21 protein-coding genes are annotated in these 19,847 nt (G+C 66.5%); 13 read left to right on the top strand and 8 right to left on the bottom strand.

Annotated elements, in window-relative coordinates:
* Positions 1 to 68: 68 nt before the first annotated feature.
* Positions 69 to 758: a response regulator transcription factor gene (locus VXJ37_RS02330; RefSeq protein ID WP_331321452.1), complete on the bottom strand. Its 690-nt coding sequence runs from the start codon at positions 756 to 758 to the stop codon at positions 69 to 71.
* Entirely contained in the window at positions 755 to 2,140 is a 1,386-nt protein-coding gene (locus tag VXJ37_RS02325) for an ATP-binding protein (protein ID WP_331321451.1), read from the bottom strand. Before VXJ37_RS02325 ends, VXJ37_RS02330 begins: the two co-directional genes overlap by 4 nt.
* A 125-nt stretch (positions 2,141 to 2,265) precedes the next feature.
* Here VXJ37_RS02325 and VXJ37_RS02320 point away from each other — a divergent pair, with 125 nt between their 5' ends.
* The 5 genes from VXJ37_RS02320 (at position 2,266) to VXJ37_RS02300 (ending at position 6,298) form a co-directional block, all read left to right on the top strand.
* On the top strand, positions 2,266 to 3,807 hold the full coding sequence (locus VXJ37_RS02320; protein ID WP_331321450.1) for a PspC domain-containing protein: 1,542 nt from the start codon (positions 2,266 to 2,268) through the stop codon (positions 3,805 to 3,807).
* A 1-nt stretch (position 3,808) separates the two neighbouring features.
* Positions 3,809 to 4,066 (top strand): hypothetical protein, encoded by a 258-nt coding sequence (locus tag VXJ37_RS02315; RefSeq protein WP_331321449.1) that lies wholly within the window; start codon positions 3,809 to 3,811, stop codon positions 4,064 to 4,066.
* A gap of 3 nt (positions 4,067 to 4,069) precedes the next feature.
* Positions 4,070 to 4,324, top strand: coding sequence for a PspC domain-containing protein (locus VXJ37_RS02310; protein WP_307304398.1), 255 nt, complete (start codon positions 4,070 to 4,072; stop codon positions 4,322 to 4,324).
* Between the two features lie 204 nt (positions 4,325 to 4,528).
* Positions 4,529 to 5,554 carry an ATP-dependent 6-phosphofructokinase gene (locus VXJ37_RS02305; RefSeq protein WP_141942714.1) on the top strand — a complete coding sequence of 342 codons (1,026 nt, stop codon included), beginning with the start codon at positions 4,529 to 4,531 and terminating at the stop codon, positions 5,552 to 5,554.
* A gap of 27 nt (positions 5,555 to 5,581) precedes the next feature.
* Complete coding sequence (locus VXJ37_RS02300) at positions 5,582 to 6,298, top strand: GNAT family N-acetyltransferase (RefSeq protein ID WP_331321448.1); 717 nt, start codon at positions 5,582 to 5,584, stop codon at positions 6,296 to 6,298.
* Here VXJ37_RS02300 and VXJ37_RS02295 read toward each other — a convergent pair.
* From VXJ37_RS02295 to VXJ37_RS02270, 6 genes are all read right to left on the bottom strand, one after another.
* Positions 6,260 to 7,783 (bottom strand): DHA2 family efflux MFS transporter permease subunit, encoded by a 1,524-nt coding sequence (locus VXJ37_RS02295; protein ID WP_331321447.1) that lies wholly within the window; start codon positions 7,781 to 7,783, stop codon positions 6,260 to 6,262. The genes VXJ37_RS02300 and VXJ37_RS02295 overlap by 39 nt on opposite strands.
* Before the next feature lie 51 nt (positions 7,784 to 7,834).
* A complete protein-coding gene (locus VXJ37_RS02290) occupies positions 7,835 to 8,260 on the bottom strand; it encodes an ankyrin repeat domain-containing protein (RefSeq protein WP_331321446.1) in 426 nt (141 codons plus the stop codon).
* Entirely contained in the window at positions 8,260 to 9,342 is a 1,083-nt protein-coding gene (ygfZ, locus tag VXJ37_RS02285; protein ID WP_331321445.1) for a CAF17-like 4Fe-4S cluster assembly/insertion protein YgfZ, read from the bottom strand. Before ygfZ ends, VXJ37_RS02290 begins: the two co-directional genes overlap by 1 nt.
* Before the next feature lie 22 nt (positions 9,343 to 9,364).
* A complete protein-coding gene (locus tag VXJ37_RS02280; RefSeq protein ID WP_331321444.1) occupies positions 9,365 to 10,102 on the bottom strand; it encodes a flavodoxin family protein in 738 nt (245 codons plus the stop codon).
* 44 nt (positions 10,103 to 10,146) lie between these two features.
* Positions 10,147 to 10,755 (bottom strand): FABP family protein, encoded by a 609-nt coding sequence (locus VXJ37_RS02275; protein WP_141942722.1) that lies wholly within the window; start codon positions 10,753 to 10,755, stop codon positions 10,147 to 10,149.
* Positions 10,756 to 10,928: 173 nt separating this feature from the next.
* Entirely contained in the window at positions 10,929 to 11,696 is a 768-nt protein-coding gene (locus VXJ37_RS02270) for a permease (protein WP_331321443.1), read from the bottom strand.
* A 339-nt stretch (positions 11,697 to 12,035) separates the two neighbouring features.
* Between VXJ37_RS02270 and VXJ37_RS02265 the strand changes: the two genes are divergently transcribed.
* From VXJ37_RS02265 to VXJ37_RS02230, 8 genes are all read left to right on the top strand, one after another.
* Positions 12,036 to 12,734 (top strand): winged helix-turn-helix transcriptional regulator, encoded by a 699-nt coding sequence (locus VXJ37_RS02265; protein ID WP_018769102.1) that lies wholly within the window; start codon positions 12,036 to 12,038, stop codon positions 12,732 to 12,734.
* Between the two features lie 37 nt (positions 12,735 to 12,771).
* A complete protein-coding gene (gene mshD, locus VXJ37_RS02260) occupies positions 12,772 to 13,740 on the top strand; it encodes a mycothiol synthase (RefSeq protein WP_331321442.1) in 969 nt (322 codons plus the stop codon).
* Between the two features lie 131 nt (positions 13,741 to 13,871).
* Entirely contained in the window at positions 13,872 to 16,121 is a 2,250-nt protein-coding gene (locus VXJ37_RS02255; RefSeq protein WP_331321441.1) for an RNA degradosome polyphosphate kinase, read from the top strand.
* A 9-nt stretch (positions 16,122 to 16,130) separates the two neighbouring features.
* Complete coding sequence (locus tag VXJ37_RS02250) at positions 16,131 to 17,099, top strand: NUDIX hydrolase (protein WP_331321440.1); 969 nt, start codon at positions 16,131 to 16,133, stop codon at positions 17,097 to 17,099.
* A gap of 25 nt (positions 17,100 to 17,124) precedes the next feature.
* Positions 17,125 to 17,928, top strand: coding sequence for a thymidylate synthase (locus VXJ37_RS02245; protein ID WP_331321439.1), 804 nt, complete (start codon positions 17,125 to 17,127; stop codon positions 17,926 to 17,928).
* On the top strand, positions 17,925 to 18,509 hold the full coding sequence (locus tag VXJ37_RS02240; protein ID WP_331321438.1) for a dihydrofolate reductase: 585 nt from the start codon (positions 17,925 to 17,927) through the stop codon (positions 18,507 to 18,509). The genes VXJ37_RS02245 and VXJ37_RS02240 overlap by 4 nt, the downstream gene beginning before the upstream one ends.
* 4 nt (positions 18,510 to 18,513) lie before the next feature.
* Positions 18,514 to 18,732: an NF038396 family protein gene (locus VXJ37_RS02235; RefSeq protein WP_141159734.1), complete on the top strand. Its 219-nt coding sequence runs from the start codon at positions 18,514 to 18,516 to the stop codon at positions 18,730 to 18,732.
* A gap of 119 nt (positions 18,733 to 18,851) precedes the next feature.
* Complete coding sequence (locus VXJ37_RS02230; protein ID WP_331321437.1) at positions 18,852 to 19,841, top strand: hypothetical protein; 990 nt, start codon at positions 18,852 to 18,854, stop codon at positions 19,839 to 19,841.
* Positions 19,842 to 19,847 lie beyond the last annotated feature (6 nt).

The following is a 19,847-nucleotide window of genomic DNA, read 5'->3' as shown; positions in this document are numbered from 1 at the left end:
GATGCTCCATCACTTTTGGTTCCTAAAGAGGGGTTATAGGAACCAAAAGTGATGGAGCATCTTTGGGTTTAGAGGAGGCGGCGCTCCGCGGCCCATTTGGTGAGCTCATGCCGGCTGGAGAGCTGGAGCTTGCGCAGCACGGCCGATACGTGCGTTTCCACGGTCTTGATGCTGATAAAGAGTTCCTTGGCCACCTCCTTGTAGCTGTACCCCCGGGCGATGAGCCGCATAACCTCCAGTTCCCGGGCCGAGAGCTTGTCCAGCTCGTCGTCGGCAATATCTGCGGGGGCCGTGCCGAAGGCGTCGAGGACGAAGCCGGCAAGGCGGGGCGAGAAGACCGCGTCGCCACCGGCCACGCGGTGCACGGCATCAGTGATCTCGGCGCCGGAAATGGTCTTGGTGACGTAGCCGCGCGCCCCGGCGCGGATCACTGCCACAACGTCCTCCGCCGCGTCCGAGACGCTCAGCGCCAGGAAACGCGTGGTGGACAGCAGGGCCGTGGACCCTGCGATGACCTCGCGGCCGCCGCCGCCCAGACCGCCGGGCAGATGCACATCCAGGAGGACGACGTCGGGGCGCTGTTCCGCAATCACGGCGATGGCCTGCTCCACCGTTGCCGCCTCCCCCACCACGTGGATGCTGGTGTCGAGGTCCGCCTTAAGCCCGGACCTGAAGATGGCGTGGTCGTCCACGATGACCACCCGCACGGAATTGGCCGGCCGGGTGCTTCCGGGGCCTGTCCCCTGGGTCATGTTCATGATTTCCCTTCCGCATGTTCCGCTGCTGCAGGCAGCCTTAGCCGGACTTCCGTACCGTCCCCGGTGCTGAGGATTGCCGCGGAGCCCCCGTGCCGTTTCATCCTGCCGATGATCGATTCGCGCACGCCCAGCCGGTCCGGCGGCACGTCGCCCAGCTCGAAACCGGGTCCCCTGTCCTTGATGAAGATTTCCGCCTGCCCGTTCGATGCCTCAAGGTAGACCGAAACCGTCCCGCCCCCGTGCCGTGAGGCATTGAGCATGGCTTCCCGGGCCGCCTGGACCAGGGCTTCGCTGGCCTCATTCATGGCGGCGTCGCCAACGGTGACAACCTCCACGGCATTGCCGAGCAGGTCCTCCACTTCGGCGGCAACTGCCTTGACGCGGTCGGAAAGCTGCCCGCATTCCCGGCCCGGATCCTGGAACAGCCAGCCGCGCAGCTCGCGTTCCTGGGCACGGGCCAGGCGGACGACGTCGTGCTCGTTGCCGGCGCGCCGCTGGATCAAGGCAAGCGTCTGCAGCACGGAATCGTGCAGGTGGGCGGCGATCTCCGCCCGCTCCGTCTCCCGGATCCGCCCCGCGCGCTCGGCCTCCAGGTCCCGCCAAAATTTCAGCGCCCATGGCAACAGGACCAGCACCACACCACCCAGCACGGCAACCGATGCCAGCAGCGCAAGCCAGGTCTGTTCCCACGATCCGGAACCGGACACCATCACCAGGACACCGGCCACTACCAGGGCCAGGCCGGCGGCAAGCCGACCCCATCCGCCGGCCTGGTCAGCCTTGGTCTTATCCACCAGCCCGGCACGCCGGGTTTCATCCAGCTGCATCCAGGCGATCGAGGCCCCGCTCAGCACCGCGGCCGCGGGGATCAGTGTCCCCAGCGAGACATCAACACCCAGCATCTGCGCCACCATGATGCCGGCCACCAGCAGCAGCCCGCAGCCCAGGAGGATCTCCTTGCCATAGCGCATCCCGCTGGCCCGGAACCAAGGTGGATGGGCCGCCTCCGCGCCCGGATCCTGGTCGTTGCCGGCGTCGGGCGCCGGACCGTTGGCACCTGCGGGGATGCCGGGGTCGGGCGCCGTCCGCTGAGGCGACGGGGCCTGAACGGCCTGGCCCTGCCCCGGCTGGCTCACAGCGGGGGCAATGGGCGACGCCGGCCGGCGGGCATTGCGACGTGCTGCCTCGTCGGCGGTAGGCACCATAATCCAGAGCCACGCGTAGAAGACCAGGCCTGCCCCTCCCGCGAAGGCGGCGAGGACCATGGCCAACCGGACGTTCCTTACCGGCCAGCCCAGGTGCGCGGCCAGCCCGGAGCAGACGCCCGCAATGATACGGTCGCTGCTCCTCGCCAGGGGCGGGCGTACCGGGAGGGTGGTCATGGATCAATCCAAACATGGATCAGGGTTGACCGGGCCGGATCCAGGCCCTTCCCGGGGACGGCTCAGGGACCGTTCAGGGTTTCCCCCAATAGAGGGCCCGGTGGGGGTGGACGGAGGATCGAGGTATGAACTCGCAGATCCCTCCCTCCGACGACGAACCGTCCGGCCCGCTGCCCGCTCCGGGAAGCCAGCCTCCCACTGAGCCGCTCCGGCCCTCCGGCCAGCTCCCCTCCTCCGCCCCGGAACACCCCGCCCCCGGACCGGAGGCAGCCGGACCGGAGGCAGCACCTGGCGGCCAGGAAGCCGGTCCCGGCGCGAATCACGGCTTCCAGGACGGCCCGGCGCCTGCGGCCTCCACCGATTTCTTCGGCTGGGTCCGCAGCCACGGCATTCACCGGGGAAACGACCGGTGGATCGGCGGCGTTTGCAGCGGCATCGCCCACCGGCTCAACGTTGATCCGGTCATCATCCGCGGCGCCGCGATCGTCCTGACCCTCCTTGCCGGCATCGGCGTACTCCTGTACGGCCTTGCATGGGCCCTCCTGCCGGAACCCGACGGCCGGATCCACGTCCAGGAGGCCGGCGCGGGCCGCTGGTCGAGCGGCATGACTGGAGCCCTTATCGCCACAGTCCTGGGCCTCACCGGCCTGGGCGGGGGCTATTGGGGCTGGAGCAATAACGGCCTGAGCGGCCTGCTGTGGACCGTCTTCTGGGTGGGCGGCGCCATCTACCTCATCTACTACCTGACGCAGCGAAACAAGGCACATCCCACCATGGCAGGCCATTCGGTTCCACCCCGGGCCACCTATCCTGCGGGACGCCCGGGAACAGGAGCCGCCTCGGCATTTTCCACCGGCACGGCTTCCGCACCGGCCCCCGGGCGTCCAGCATCGCCTCCGTACGGAGCGCCCGGCAGCGGAGCGGGCACAGACGGCGGCTATGGGCCTCCCGCCGGCGCCGGGTTTGGCGGCCCGGGCAACGGGGCGCCTGACGTGAGCAGCTACCCCGCTCCATGGGTCCCGCCCCGGCAGCCGAAGCCGCGGCCGGCTGGTCCGGGCGCACCCGCCGCGGCCATCGCAACCGGCGCTGCCCTGGTGGTGGGTGGCGGACTGAAGGCACTGGACGCCGCAAACATCATCAACCTGGGCGGCTCGGCCAACGCCATTGTGTGGGCCAGCGGGGCCGCAGTCCTTGGCCTGGGCATCCTGGTGGCAGGTTTCCGCGGACGGACCGCCGGCATCCTGAGCCTGTTCGCAGTGATAGCACTGGTCACCGGCGGTATCTACAACACCCTGAACGACGGCCGGATGCGGTTCCAGCAGGTGGACTGGAGCCCGGCCGGAATTGAGGAGGCGCGCGGAGGTATGGACATCACCGCCGGGCGGGGAACCGTGAACCTCACGGACCTCTCCCCGAGCGCCCCCCTGAGCTCCGACGTCGTGGTGCCGCTGGACATCACAGCCAGCAACGTAACGGTGGTAATCCCCCGAAACGTGCCCGTGGACATCAAGGCGGACATGACCATGGGCAACCTGAACGAGCCAAGCGGCCAACGCGGCGGCACCACCACCCGCGAGAGCACCTACAACACGGACAAACCGGGCAACCACTTGGTAGTGCAGATCGACGGAACCTTCAGCAACGTCACCATCCAGGAAGGCAACTGACATGGACCGCAGCAACATTCCGACGACGGCGGACCAGGACCTTGGGGGCAGGGCACCTGCCAGGGTGGGGACGGTGGTGTGGGGACTGATCGTCCTGGCGCTGGCGGTGCTGATCATCGTGGCGCAGTTGGGCATCGTCACCCTTAACGGCACCTACGTCCTGATCGGATTGATGATTGGGGCGGGCCTGGCCCTGGTGGTGGGCGGCCTGCTCTCAGCCCGGAAACGTGACAACCAACCGACGACAGGGAAGTCTTGAACCATGGATAAGTTCTTCAGCATTGTCAGGGGCCTTGGCCTGAAGCGCGGCCCGGAGCGGTGGCTTGGCGGGGTCTGCGGCGGCATCGCTGCCAAGCTCAACGTGGACGTAGCTTTTGTCCGTATCGCCTTCCTGCTCTTCGCCCTGCTTCCGGGGCCGGCCTTCGTCTTCTACGTCCTGGCGTGGGTGATCCTCCCGGACCAGCGCAACGAGATCCCGCTGCAGACGTTCCTGGACCGCCGCTCACTCGGTCGCTGACCCGTCCGGCTCCCGCCGGCAGCCCAAAGCCCCCGCCCGTGAATCCGTTCATCCGGTGGGGGCTTTTGGCTGCCCTGATTCCGTTTCCTGCCGGGGGCCGCATGTAACCGGTTTGTGTCGTACCCCACACACCCCATTACACTTCTAGGTGAGCTCAGCGTGGCGCTCTGCCTGTAAACCTTCTTCCCAGGATTTGAGCCGAACATGAAAATTGGAATCCTCACCAGCGGTGGCGACTGCCCCGGCCTGAACGCCGTTATCCGAGGCGCAGTATTGAAGGGCATCGCCGTCCATGGCCAGGAATTCGTCGGATTCCGTGACGGCTGGCGCGGCGTGGTGGAGGGCGACATCATCGAGATCCCCCGCACCATGGTCCGCGGCATTGCCAAGCAGGGCGGCACCATCCTGGGCACGTCCCGCACCAACCCGTTCGAAAACGGCGGCGGACCCGAGGCCATCAAAGCCCACATGGACCGGCTGGGCATCGATGCCATCATCGCCATCGGCGGTGAGGGGACCCTGGCAGCGGCCAAGCGCCTGACCGACGCCGGCCTCAAGATCGTGGGCGTCCCCAAGACGGTGGACAACGACCTTGACGCCACCGACTACACCTTCGGTTTCGACACCGCCGTGCAGATCGCCACCGAAGCAATCGACCGGCTCCGTACCACTGGCGAGTCCCACCACCGCTGCATGATCGCTGAAGTCATGGGCCGCCACGTGGGCTGGATTGCCCTGCACGCGGGCATGGCCGCCGGCGCTCACGCCATCCTCATTCCGGAGCAAAAGGTCAGCATCGAGCAGATCACCGACTGGGTCAAGGAAGCCCACGCCCGCGGCCGCGCGCCGTTGGTGGTGGTGGCCGAAGGCTTCGTGCCGGAGCACATGGAAAGCCCGCACTCCGAGCGCGGCCTGGACACGTTCGGCCGGCCGCGCCTGGGCGGCATCGCCGACCAGTTGGCCCCCGAGCTGGAGGCAAGGACCGGCATCGAAACGCGTGCCACCATCCTGGGCCACATCCAGCGCGGCGGCGTCCCCTCCGCCTTCGACCGGGTTCTGGCTACCCGGCTTGGCATGGCCGCCATCGACTCAGTGGTTGAAGGCTACTGGGGCACCATGGTGGCGCTGAAGGGCACCGACATCCGGCACGTGGCTTTCGAGGAAGCCCTGGGCCAGCTGAAGACCGTCCCGCAGAACCGCTATGACGAGGCCGCGGTCCTGTTCGGCTGAGCCACCGGGCCGCCCTAGGCTGGGAGCATGACACTCGATCCCGGCTCCGCCGCCATCATCCAGCTTGCGTGGGCCCGCCGTCTTGGCCTTGACGACGATGCTTTCGGAGACGCCTTGGCTTCCGGCGAACGGATTGTCCGTGCCGACGAATCATGCCGCACAGTCGAGTTCGTGCGGATATTCGGAAGTTCCGCGCTGGTGGGCCCGCAGAGCGTGATCGATGCCGCGGCCGGCATCCCGGATGAGGAAATGGCCCAGCATGTGACCCTCCTGAAGCTCACCAGGGAACGCGGCGGCCACGGACTGGGGGCTTCCGCCCTGTTCTTCGCCGACGACCTGCCGCTCCAGCAGCCGTCCGAGGAGCTGACCGTTTCGCACGGGAATCCCGAGGCCATTGAGCTGGAGGGCCGTTGCCCGCCGGATGATGTCAACGAAGTGGGGCTCTCCGACCTGGAAAACCGCTACACCATCGTGCACGAACTGGACGGCAGGCGTGTTCCCCTGGCCTGCGGGGCCTACGGGGAATGGGAGGGTCTGTTGGGCAACATGGGTGTGCTGGTGGATCCTGAGTGGCGGCGGCGCGGCCTGGGCTCACTGGCCGGCTCCATCGCGGCGCACGAGGCACTCGCCGCCGGGCTGACCCTGCAGTGGCGTGCCGACGTCAGCAACACCGGCTGCCTGGCCCTGGCCCGGAAACTGGGCCTTTCAGCCGGCGGAATCCAGACCAGCGTCCACCTTCGCTGAGGCACCTGTACCGGCAGCGGCGCTCCAGTCCTGGACCGGTTTGGGCTTGGCGAAGAACAGGGCCACCGCCGCGCCGGCCAGCACCACAGCAGCGGGCATCAGGATGGACTGCGCCATCGCCGTTGAGAACCCTGCCTTCAGGAACTCCGGCAGCGTGCCGCCCATCGCCATTCCCCCACCGGCCGATGCCGCCGGGCCGCCGGACGGAAGTTCGGCGGCGAGCCGGGACTGGATGAGGACGGCAATTGCGGCGCTGCCCAGGACGGCCCCGATCTGGCGCGTGGTGTTGTAGACGCCCGAACCGGCCCCTGCCTGGCGCGGCGGCAGGTTCCTGGTCGCGGTGGTGCTTAGGGGCGCCCAGATGCCGGCGTTGGCGAAGCCCAGGACGGCGCTGGGCAGCAGGAACAGCAGGATGGGCGTGTCCGGCTGCATCAGCAGGCCGTTCCAGACCAGGGCGACGGCCATCAATACCAGGCCGGAGGCGGCGAGGTATTTCGGGTTGACCCGGTCCACGATCTTTCCCACCACGGGTGCCATGCCGCCCGAGATCAGGGCCATGGGGACCATCAGTAGTGCGGACTGGGTGGGCGTGAGGCCGCGGACCAGCTGGTAGTAGAAGATCAGCGGCAGGCCGAAGGACGTCACGGTGAACCCCACCATGGTGATGCCCAGGTTGGCGAGGGAGAAGTTCCGGTCCCGGAACAGCCCCAGCGGCAGCAGCGGTTCACCCTTGTTGAACCGCTGCCAGGCCACGAAAGCGGCGAGGACAACAAGGCCGGCGACAATCAGGCCCCACACGCTGATGGGTCCGGTGATGGTGCCCCAGTTGTACGTCTCGCCTTCCTGGATGCCGAAGACCAGCAGGAACAGCCCGACGGCGCTCAGCAGCACGCCGGGGATATCGAACCGGTGCGGGTGGGTGCTCAACGCCGGGACGTTACGCAGCGCCATGACGAAGCCAACAACGCCCACGGGAACGTTGATGAAGAAGATCCACTCCCAGCCGAGTCCGTCCACCAGGACACCGCCCAGGATGGGGCCCACCAGGGTGGCCATGCCGGCAGTGGCACCCCAGATTGCCATGGCGGAGCCGCGTCGGTCCGGCGGGAAGATGCGGGTAATGACCGCCATGGTCTGGGGCGTCATGACGGCCGCGCCGAGCCCCTGGACCACGCGGGCCGTGATGAGGGTTTCGACGTTTTGGGCAAGGCCGCACCAGAGGGACGCTAGCGTGAACACCACCAGGCCCAGGAGATAAAGCCTCCTCGGTCCGAACCTGTCTCCAAGGCGTCCGGTTATGAGCAGCGGAACGGCGTAGGCCAGCAGGTACGCACTGGTCACCCAGATCACCGAGTTGATGTCAGCGTGCAGGCCTTCCATGATCCGGGGATTCGCCACCGAAACGATGGTGCTGTCGATCAGGATCATGAAGAACCCGATCACCAGGGACCACAGTGCCGGCCACGGCTTTTCTACGTTTTCCACTCTGCCATCCTTCTGGAGTTGTGTTGGTGCCGGGGCGGAGCCCGGGCAGCGCTAGCCCAGCAGGTCCAGGATCTCCGCGCGGGCGAACATTTGCGCCGCAGCCCGTGCGGAGGGCGCACCGGCGTCGGGGTCCGCCCCAGCATCCAACAGGACCCGGGCCACATCCGTGTAACCCTTGAATGCCGCTCCGGCGAGCGGGGTCTGGCCCCGGTCGTTGGCGGTGTTTGCGTCGGCGCCGTGCTGCAGGAGCAGCTCAGCGGTACCGGCGTGGCCGTGGTATGCAGCCAGCATGAGCAGGGAGTCCCCGGCGGCGTTCGTCATGGTGGCCGGAGCGCCGGCGTCCAGGTACGCACCCAGCAGTGCGCTGTTTCCTTCGCGCGCAGCCTGGAAGAGCGCGTGCGCCAAAGCCAGCGCGTCGTCGTCGTGCGCTTCCACGGGCTGCGCGCCAGCGTGGACGGGCGTGGTGTTCTCGGTCATCAGCGTGGCCCCCTCAGGAATCCGGTCTGGCGCCCCACTACCTGGCCGGCGTCGGGGGCGACAATGAGTTCCTGGGCAGCGGGGTACGGCTCGTCGCCGTCCAGGACGGTCAGTATTTCATCCGGGGCAACGGAACGCTTTATGACCGCCAGCGCGACGGGTCCCATCTCGTAGTGCTGCGCCACGGATGTCACCGTGCCCGCCTTCCGCTCCCCCACCATCACCGGGCTGCCGGCGGCCGGGAGCGTGTGCTGGGAGCCGTCCAGCTGCAGGAACACCAGCCGGCGCGGCGGGTGGCCGAGGTTGTGCACCCGGGCAATGGTTTCCTGCCCCTTGTAGCAGCCCTTGGCCAGGTGCACGGCGGTGCGCAGCAGGTCCAGTTCGTGCGGGATCGTCTTGTCGTCCGTTTCGGCGCCGATGCGCGGACGCCAGGCGGCGACGCGAAGGGCTTCGGCCGCGAGCACGCCGGCCAGTGTGTGGCCGGCAACGGCGTCCTCCAGCTCTCCGGCGGGGATGAGGTACTCGAACCAGGGCCGTTCAAGTCCTGGATGGTTTTCCTCCGGGACGGTGGCGTAGGAATATCCGCCCGCCGAAACGTGGGGCCACGGATCCTGCCAGGCAAGGTGGCCGGACCATTCGGGAACCGCGCGGGTGCTGCCCACCACGGCCCAGTCCGCGGAGACGTCGGCGATTTCCACCCGAAGCATGAACTTCATCCGGTTCAGGTACTCTGCCAGCGGCGCGGCTTCGGCGGCCTCCACGATCAGCCAGGTGGTCCCGCCGTCGTCAACCACCCGGGCATCAAAGTCGATGCGGCCCTGGACGCTCAGGAGCAGCAGTTCACTGGACTCGGCCGGCTTCAACCCAGCCACCTGCTGGGACGACAAAGTGTTGAGCCAGCTCAGCCGGTCCGGCCCGGTGACGGTGACCACGCCGCGGTGGGAAAGATCTACGACGGCGGTTCCGGCAGCGAGTGCGCGCTGCTCACGCAGCGGCTCGCCGTAGTGGGCGGCGACACCGGCGTCAGGGCCGGCGGCCTCGACGGCGCCGGGGCGCGACAACAAAGGGCTGGGCGTAGTCATATGAAGTAGAAGTCCTTGAAGGTCAGCGGTATTCCGGATTTTCGAAATCGAAGCGGGTTCCTGCCGACCACTCCTTGGGCAGGTTTCCGTAGGACGGGTAGCCGCCGGCGTTCTTGAGGATCCTGGCCAGGTGCAGGAGGTTCCACGTCATGAACGTCGTGTTCCGGTTGGTGAAGTCGCTCTCCGGCCCGCCGGAGCCTTCGTCCAGGTAACTCGGGCCCGGGCCGACCGGGCCGATCCACCCGGCGTCGGCCTGCGGGGGAATGCTGAAGCCGATGTGCTGCAGGCTGTACAGGACGTTCATGGCACAGTGCTTGATCCCGTCCTCGTTCCCGGTGATCAGGCAACCGCCGACCTTGGGGTAGAACGCCCACTGGCCTTTGCTGTTGAGCTCACCGGAATGTGCATAGAGGCGTTCGATCAGCTTCTTGGTCTGGGAAGAGTTGTCACCCAGCCAGATGGGCCCGGCAACCACCACAATGTCGGCTTCCTGCACCGCGGGGTAAAGCCGCGGCCATTCGTCGGTGGCCCAGCCGTACTGTGTCATGTCCGGGTAGACGCCACTGGCGATGTCGTGGTCCACCGTGCGGATCACAGTGGTGGTGACGCCCTGCTTTTCCATGATCTGGCGGCTGATGCGGATCAGCCCGTCCGTGTTGGAAGTCTGGGGCGACTTCTTCAGGGTGCCGTTAAAGAAGACAGCCTTGAGGTCGCTGTAACCACCCGGCGCTGCTGCCGATTCCCCGGTGCCGTCTTCCACGTTGCCGCTCCCCTTTTGTGTGGGTCAGGAAACCCTCGTTTTGGTCAGGAAACCCGGTGCAGGAAGGCGGACGCGTGGGCTTCGAGGCCTTTGCCGGCTTCTCCTCCCGTGGCCACGTCCCACCGCCACAAGAGGTTGCCGTCCACCAGGCCGAAGATCCGGGTGGCTGCGCTGTACTCCTTGGAGTGGCTGCCGCGCATCACCATGTCGGTGGTCAGCTGGATCTGCGGGCCCTTGATCTGGCCGTAGTACAGCTCGGTGATTCCGCCGGGGTGCGCGATGGACACCGAGATATCGAAGCCGCCGTCCTTGTTGCGCAGCGCCTCAACCTCGTCGGCGCTCTTCAACACCGGCACGATGTCCGCAGGCACCAGGCCTGGCCCGCCGTCGGCGTCCAACTGCTTGCGCTCCAGCGCCCAGAAGCCCGTCTCAACCGTGAGCGGGCGCAGGCGGACACCTTGGTCGTCAGTCAGCCAACTTTCGGCGCGGTACTGGAGGTACGGCAGGCCGTTATGGGTGAAGGACACGTGCTGCAGGAAGTGTTCCGAGTCCTCGTCGCCGCTGCCCAGCCGGCCGCGGCCCTCCCACTCACCGATGAGCCACGAGAGGGGGACGAGTTCGGGGGTCAGATCTGTTGGAATCTCAATGGGCATTGCCATTACCTCCAGATACGGCTGGTCCTGGAATAGGGCTGGTTACTTCTGGCCCTTGAAGAGGCGGTAAACCACGAACCCGGCGAACCAGGCCATGGATACGCTCGCGATGCCGAGCAGGACAAGGAAGAAGATTTCAAAAGCAAGTACGGACATGGTGCCATCCTAACCCGTTAGTAGATGAGTAGTTTGTCTATGAAGTACGCGAGGGATCCCACGGCCGAAACCGGGGCAAGGCCCATGCTAAGGGCGGCAAGAATGTTCAGCGGCGCCCCGCGGAGCGTGGCAAGCCTGCGGAAGCTCGCCAGTACCGCGCCCACCACGATGCCAAAGACGGCGGCCGGAAGGACAGCGATGTCCGACAGGACCAGCCCGGCAAGTGGACCGGCCAGGCCGGCAAGCACAACTCCCAGCGGCGCAACGATGCTGTCCGGCCAGCGGATAAGCCCGGCGAGCACGGCGACCGCGGCGCTGATCGCAGCCACCAGCAGCATCTCGCGCACACCGTTGAACCGCGCACCGGCAATCCAGCCCGCGCCGAGGCAGGACAGCAATACGCCGGCGCAGCAGCCAAGGGTGGACTCCAGCCGCTGCGCCTGGCCTGTTCCGCGGATCAGCTGCACCACGAAGACAGCCATCATTCCCAGGGCAACAAACGCCGGCGTCCAGTCCAGGTATCCCGGCGCGGGCACCACGGCTGCGGCAACCGCCGCGGCGGCACCCGGCAGGGCAATGACGGCGGCAAGGGTTTTCTTGGCCGGGATGCGCAGGAAATGCGGCCAGCCGATCCCCACGGCGGCGGCAATGGCGATGCCCACCGCGGCCAGGGCCACCGGCGACGCATAGACACCGGCGACAATGGCAATGAGGCCTGCTATTCCCACGACGCCGATGGTCCAGGAACCGAGCGAACGCACGGGTGCCTGCAGTTCCGCGGTCATGCGGGGTCCGGCCTGTGCTTCGTCGGTGCACTCACTGCGCTGTTTTCCCATCCTGGCATCGGCCGGAAGGCTGGTCCGCCCCCTCATGGCAGGGCTGGTCCGCCCTGGTTCAATCCTGCCTTATGTGACCCGGATATGTCGCAAAACGTGCCTTCCGATGGCGCGGATCTGTGGTCCCAAGGGGCCCTCCGGGTATACTCAAGGTTCAGCTACGCTCCCTGCTGAGGTGGCTGGCCGGCGGCGTGCTGACGGACCGAAACCTCCTGCAGGAAGCCCGTACCGGCCGGTGAGAATCCGGTTCAGTCGCCCAATGATGCGCGGACGGCCCTTGGAGGAACAATGTCGCACATCCTGTTACTGACCAACAGCACCGGTTCTTCGGTGGACATCCTGCCTGCCCTCGAATTGCTGAACCACCGCGTCCATATCCTCCCCGCTGAACCCACGGCCCTCCTGGAAACGGACCCGTGCGACATCGTCCTCCTGGATGCCCGCAAGGACCTGGTGGGTGCCCGCTCCCTCACCCAGCTCCTGAAAGCCACGGGCCTCAGCGCCCCGCTTGTCCTGATCCTGACCGAAGGCGGCATGGCTGCGGTTTCCTCGGCCTGGGCCGTTGACGACATCGTCCTTGATTCCGCCGGACCGGCCGAGGTGGAGGCCCGCATCCGGCTGTCTGTTGCCCGCGCGGTACCCGAACAGGAGGACGCACCCAGCGAGATCCGTGCCGCGGGCGTCATCATCGACGAAGCAAGCTATACCGCCCGGGTCAACGGAGCGCCCCTGAACCTGACGTTCAAGGAGTTCGAGCTCCTGAAGTACCTGGCCCAGCACCCCGGCCGGGTCTTCACCCGCCAGCAGCTGCTGACCGAAGTGTGGGGCTACGACTACTACGGCGGCACGCGCACAGTGGATGTCCATGTGCGGCGGTTGCGCGCCAAGCTCGGCGCGGACCACGAAAACCTCATCAGCACAGTCAGGAACGTGGGCTACCGGCTCACCCTGGTCCGGCAGCAGGAAGACGAACTTACCGAGGCCTGAAGGCCGGCCTGCCCCCGGCGACGTATAGCCTTGGCACATGACTCCAGCGCATCCGCAGAAGTGGCCCGTCCATGCCGTCCGGGGCGGAGTTGACCAACAACTCCTGACGGACTGCCGCGTGCTCCTGGCCGCGGCAGAGGAATCGGACGGCAACCCGTCAATTTCCGAACAGACCCTGGTGACCATGCGTTCCGGGGACTCCGCGGAGCACAGCCTGCTGACCCTGGCCCTGTACGCGCCGGACGAGGACTCCGATCCCGCCACCGGCCAGGATCTGGCGGGTTTCGCCGTGGTGGTTGAGGAGCCGGACGGCAACGGCGTCCTCGAAATCGCCGTCCACCCCTCCTACCGGAACCAGGGCGTCGCCGACCGCCTGGTGGGCGCGCTCAAGGAAATCCGGGGCTTTGATGGGCTGAAGGCCTGGTCCCATGGAAACCACGAGGCAGCCGCTGACCTGGCCGCCCGCTACGGGTACAAGCCGGTGCGTGAGCTATGGAAGATGAGGATGACGACGGCGGGCGCGGACCTGCCCGACGCCGGCCTTCCGGACGGCGTGGCCATCCGCACCTTCGTGCCCGGCAGGGATGAGGATGCCTGGCTGGCTGCCAACCGGGAGGCGTTCGCGCACCACCCGGAGCAGGGACACCTGACACGGGCGGACCTCGAGGCGCGCATGGCCGAGGACTGGTTTGATCCTGCCGGGTTCTTCCTGGCGGAAGACCGGGGCGGCCGCCTTCTGGGCTACCACTGGACCAAGGTCCATCCGGGGCATGGCGCCCATCCGCCCATCGGCGAGGTGTACGTGGTGGGGGTAACGCCGGCCGCGCAGGGCATGGGGCTCGGCAAGGCACTGACGCTCGCCGGCATCAGGCACCTCCGCGACTCCGGGTTGACCGCCGTCATGCTCTACGTCGATGCCGACAACAGCGCTGCGGTGGCCCTGTACCGGCGGCTGGGCTTCACCCGTTGGGACATGGACGTCATGTACGGCCCTGCAGCAGGGTGAACAGGACGGCCTCAACAAACGCTGCCACCACGTAAATCGAGGGCTGTGGCCCCACTGATTGCTTGTAAGGTTGAAAGGGAACCGCGCGGGGCGGAAGCGCCGGCACCAAAGCGCCAGCAAAAGGAGTTGCCATGAACCCGGAACCGTCCGGAACAGCCACGTCCCAGGATGTTGCGGTGCCCGTGCGGGCGCGCTTCGGCTCCTCCGAAGTACCGGCATCCAGGGCTACGCAGGACCGCATCGACATTCCCGAGTTCGCCCCCAACCTGCAGCCGGAAGGGGACATCAGGCCGGACCGGTTCCTGGACCGCGAGCTGAGCTGGCTCGCCTTCAACTCCCGCGTGCTGGAGCTGGCCGAGGACCCCACCCTGCACCTGCTGGAACGCGTCAACTTCCTGTCCATCTTCGCGTCCAACCTTGACGAGTTCTTCATGGTCCGTGTAGCGGGCCTCAAGCGCCGCATCGCCACAGGACTCGCCGTCCCCTCGCCGGCCGGGCTGAGCCCTGTTGAGGTCCTTGAAAGCATCAGCGAGGAAGCCCACCAGCTTCAGGAGCGGCACGCGCAGGTCTATGCCGACCAGATCCGCCCGGCCCTGGCCTACGAGCACATCCACCTCATGCAGTGGGATGAACTGGACGACACCGCCCAGCAGCAGCTGAGCGCGATGTTCGCCGAAAAAGTCTTCCCCATCCTCACTCCCCTTGCTGTTGACCCGGCCCACCCCTTCCCGTACATCTCGGGCCTGTCCCTGAACCTCGCCGTGGTGGTCCGCAACCCTGTCAGCGACAAGGAACTCTTTGCCCGTGTCAAGGTCCCGGACCAGCTTCCACGGCTGATCTCCATCGACGGGCCCCGCGCCGGTGCAGTGCCGGGCCGCGTGGCCCGGTTCATCGCGCTCGAGGAAGTCATCGCCGTCCACCTGGACAAGCTGTTCCCGGGCATGGAGGTCCTGGAGCACCACACGTTCCGCGTCACCCGCAACGAGGACGTGGAGGTGGAGGAGGACGACGCCGAAAACCTCCTGCAGGCCCTCGAGAAGGAACTGCTGCGCCGCCGGTTCGGGCCGCCGGTCCGGCTCGAAGTCACCAACGACATCAACCCCAACATCCGGGCCCTGCTGATCCGCGAGCTGGGAGTGGAGGAATCCGAGGTGTACTCGGTTCCGGCCCCGCTCGACCTCCGGGGCCTGTCGGTCATCGCGGGCATCGACCGGGCGGACCTGCACTACCCCAAGCACGTCCCGCACACCTCCCGGTACCTGAACGAGTCCGAGACCGCCAAGGCCGCGAACGTCTTCGCCGCGATGCGCCGCCGCGACATCCTGCTGCACCACCCGTATGACTCGTTCTCCACGTCGGTGCAGGCGTTCCTGGAACAGGCCGCCGCGGACCCCAAGGTCCAGGCCATCAAGCAGACCCTGTACCGCACCTCCGGTGACTCCCCCATCGTTGACGCGCTGATCGACGCTGCGGAGGCCGGCAAGCAGGTCCTGGCGCTGGTGGAAATCAAGGCACGGTTCGACGAGCAGGCCAACATCTCCTGGGCCCGCAAGCTGGAGCAGGCCGGCGTGCACGTGGTCTACGGCATCGTGGGCCTGAAGACACACTGCAAGCTCTCACTGGTGGTCCGCCAGGAAGTGGACGGCCTGCGCCGCTACTGCCACATCGGCACCGGCAACTACCACCCGCGCACGGCCCGGTACTACGAGGACCTGGGCCTGCTGACCGCCAACGAGCAGGTGGGCGAGGATCTCTCCAAGCTGTTCAACCAGCTTTCCGGCTACGCCCCCAAGTCCACGTTCAAGCGGCTGCTGGTGGCGCCACGTTCCGTCCGGTCGGGGCTCATTGACAGGATCGAGACGGAGATCCGCAATGCCCGGGCCGGAGTCCCTGGGCACGTGCAGATCAAGGTCAACTCAATGGTGGACGAGGCCATTATCGACTCCCTGTACCGCGCGTCCCAGGCCGGGGTGAGGGTGGATGTTGTGGTCCGCGGCATCTGCTCGCTGCGCCCCGGAGTTCCCGGCCTCAGCGACAACATCACGGTCCGCTCCATTCTTGGGCGCTTCCTGGAGCACTCACGTGTTTTTGCCTTCGCCAACGGCGGGGATCCAGTGGTGTATATCGGCTCCGCAGACATGATGCACCGTAACCTGGACCGCCGGGTGGAGGCCCTGGTCCAGCTGGCCAGTGCTGACGACATCACGTACGTCCTGGACCTCATGCGCCGCTACATGGACCCGGAAACTTCCAGCTGGCACCTGGACAACGAGGGCCACTGGACGCGGCACCACCTGTCCGAGGACGGAAAACCGCTTGAAGACGTCCAGTCCTGGCTGTTGGCATCCCGGCCGCGGCAGCGCAGCCTGAGCCGGCGATAGGCAGCCGCGTTGTCGAGCGATGCACTCGTAGCCGACCAGACTGACCATCCGGGGGAACCCGTAGCGGTTACCGCTGCGGGAGCCATCCCCTGGCGGGTCAACAAGGACCGTCTCGAAGTCCTGCTGATCCACCGGCCCCGCTATGACGACTGGTCATGGCCCAAGGGAAAGATCGACGCCGGCGAGACGGTTCCTGAATGCGCCGTCCGTGAGGTGCGGGAGGAAATAGGGCTAACCGCGCCGCTGGGCATACCACTGCCGCCCATCCATTACCACGTGGCCTCGGGCCTGAAGAAGGTCCACTATTGGGCCGTCAAGGTCAATGGCAACGGCCTGGTGCCCGATGGCAAGGAAGTTGACAGCGTCATGTGGTGCGCCCCCGAGAAGGCTGCCCGCCTGCTGTCCAACCCCTCCGACGTCGCACCCCTTGAATACCTGCGCGACGCGCACGAACGGGGAACGCTGGACACGTGGCCCCTGCTGGTGCTGCGCCACGCCAAGGCCAAGCCGCGGGCCTCCTGGAGCAAGGCCGAGGGCGAGCGTCCACTCGCGGCCACCGGGACCCGGCAGGCTCAGGCCGTCGGCCGGCTGCTGCAGGTCTGGCAGCCCATGCGAGTGGTCACCAGCCCGTGGCTGCGCTGTGTTGCCACCGTTGCCCCCTACGCACGGTCCACCGGAGCCAAAGTCAAGCTGGCGGAGGGCCTGACCGAACACAAACACCAGCGCAGCCCCAAAAAGACAGCTGCCGTGATCGAGGCCCTCTTCGACAAGCAGCGGGCCGTGGTGGTCTGCACGCACCGGCCCGCCCTGCCCACCGTGCTCAAGCAAGTGGGCACCCACATGCCGTCCCAGCTGGCGAAGCTGCTGCCTGCGCACGAGCCGTTTTTGTCGCCGGGCGAAGTGGTGGTCTGCCACGTGGCCAACAGCGGGAGCAGGCGCGTGGTCGCCGTGGAACAGCTCAAGCCTTTCGATGACTAAGGAGCGGTCCCAGTAGACTTGAGGCGTGAGCACCCCAACGCCTTATGAAGACCTCCTGCGCGATGTCCTGGCCAACGGCACCCATAAATCGGACCGCACGGGCACCGGAACCACCAGTGTTTTCGGCCGCCAGATCCGCTTTGACCTCTCCAGTAGCTTCCCGCTGATCACCACCAAGCGGGTCCACTTCAAGTCCGTGGCGGTTGAACTCCTGTGGTTCCTGCGCGGGGAGACCAACATCAAGTGGATGACGGACCAGGGCGTCACCATTTGGAACGAATGGGCGGATGAGGACGGCGACCTGGGGCCGGTCTACGGCGTGCAGTGGCGCAGCTGGCCCACCCCCGACGGCGGCCACATCGACCAGATCGCCGAGCTCATCGAGAACTTGAGGTCGAACCCGGACTCGCGCCGGCACATCGTATCCGCGTGGAATGTCTCTGAGCTCAACGACATGGCGCTGCCGCCCTGCCACGCGTTCTTCCAGTTCTACGTGGCCAACGGCAAGCTGTCCTGCCAGCTCTACCAGCGTTCCGCGGACATGTTCCTCGGTGTCCCCTTCAACATCGCTTCCTACGCGCTGCTCACCTGCATGGTTGCGCAGCAGGTGGGGCTTGAGCCCGGCGAGTTCGTCTGGACGGGCGGTGACGTGCACATCTACGAGAACCACATGGACCAGGTGCTCAAGCAGCTGGAGCGTGAGCCGTATGAGTACCCGCAGCTGAAGATCACCCGCAAGCCGGCGTCGATCTTCGACTACACGCTGGAGGACTTCGAAGTGATCGGCTACCAGCACCACCCTACGATTAAGGCACCGATCGCCGTATGAGCACCGGAAACTTCACTGACCCGCAGTCCTTCACCGAGGAACTGGCCGCCTCGATCACCGGCGTGGGGCTGGTGTGGGCGCAGACCTCCGATGGTGTGATCGGCAAGGACGGGGACATGCCGTGGCACCTGCCTGAGGACCTCAAGCACTTCACCCGCCTCACCACCGGGCACCCCGTCATCATGGGCCGCAAGACCTGGCTTTCGTTCCCGGACATGTACCGCCCGCTGCCCGGGCGCACAAATATCGTCATCACCCGGCAAGCAGGCTGGGCCAGCACGCCTGAGGCGGAGGGCGCCGTCGTGGTTCCTTCCCTGGATGACGCGCTCCTTGAGTCGCAGTTTGTCGACGGCGGCGAAACCGTCTGGATCCTGGGCGGCGGTGAGGTCTTCCGACAGTCCACCGAGCTCGCCAACGTTGCGGTGGTCACCACCATCGACGTGAAGGCCGACGGCGACACGTTCGCTCCCGAGCTCGGCCCCAGCTGGGAGGCATCCGCCTCCGTCCCGCCTGACGGGTGGCTGACGGCCGCCAACGGCACGCGCTACCGCTTCACCAAATGGTCACGGACCGAGGGCTAGGAACATGCTGAAGAAACCGGAAACCCTGTTCGTCCTGGGCTACATGCTGCTGCCCCTGCTCGCGCTGCTCTCCGCAATCGTGGGGCTCACCATGATCCTGGGCGGCAACAAGATCGCCGGAGCCATCGTGCTCGTAGTGGTCACGCAGGTGTTCACCTTCGGGGCGTTCTTCGCGCTCCGCGCGCGGAAGGCAGCGGTGCTGGAGCAGTCGGACCAGGGTTAGCTGCGGCCCGCTGACGGGTCGCATGGGGAGGCCACCCCATCGCGGGCGGCCCGGTCCTGGCCTAGGCTGGGGCACGCAGCACTCTGGGGGCTGCTGGATGAATATTGGGGGGAATCCTGGTGGCAGGAACTTTGTGGGGCGCCGACGTCGAGCAACTGCGGACCCTCGCGCAGCAGTTCAGCAAGACGGCGGACCTGCTGCAGCAGCAGTCGACGCAGCTGAGCAGCCAGATCAACAACAACCCGGCTTGGAAGGGCGCAGACGCCCAGCGGTTCCGCTCTGACTGGAACACCAGCCACCGCACGCTCCTGCAACAGACTGTCTCGCGGCTGCAGCAGGAATCGAAAGTACTGCTCAAAAACGCCGATGAGCAGGAGAAGGCGAGTACCAGCGGCTCGGGCTCCGGTGGCGGACCCGGCGCCGGTTCACCCGCCGGCAACAACGGCCCCCGCCAGCCGCTAACGGGGCAGGACGGCAGCGGTCCCTGGGGACCGGACTGGCTCACTAATCCGGATTCGCCGTTCCGCGACGGCTGGGACATTTATGGTCTGACCAAAGCCCTGCCGAACCTGCGTGCAGGGTTGTTCGATCTCCCCCATTTCATCAGCAAGGCAGACAGCGTGGCCGAGTTCTTGTTTTCCAAGGACTTCCGAAATGTGGCGAAGGCATTCCAGGACTCAAACATGCTGAGCCAGTATTTCAACACCTCTTCCGAGTTGTTCGACGGCAGGTGGGACACGGCCCTGAACCTCGCCGAGGGCGGCAAGGCGGCCAAATTCTTCGAGTTCGGCGGTAAGGCCTTGGGCGGAATAGGGGCTGGCCTTGATGCCCTCGACGCTGTTAACAACTTCGCCAACGGAAACCCCGACGACAACGGCGAAGCCTGGTATTCGTTGGTCAAGGCGGGTCTCGGCGCGGCCGGCTTCATCCCACCACCCGTTGGGACCGTCGCAATGGTTGCATCCGGAGCGTTGGCTATTTATGACAACGTGCCGATAGTCAAGGAAACCGTCAATGCCATCGGCGGGTCCATCGCTGACGGTGCCAAGGAAGTCTGGGAAGGCGCTGGGGACGCCGCCGAAAAAGTCGGTGACTTCTTTGGATTTTGAGCCCAC

The organism is Pseudarthrobacter phenanthrenivorans, from assembly GCF_036455295.1.
Lineage (GTDB): Bacteria > Actinomycetota > Actinomycetes > Actinomycetales > Micrococcaceae > Arthrobacter > Arthrobacter phenanthrenivorans_C.
Note: the sequence above shows the minus strand (reverse complement) of the source record. Positions and strands in the feature narration are given on the sequence as shown.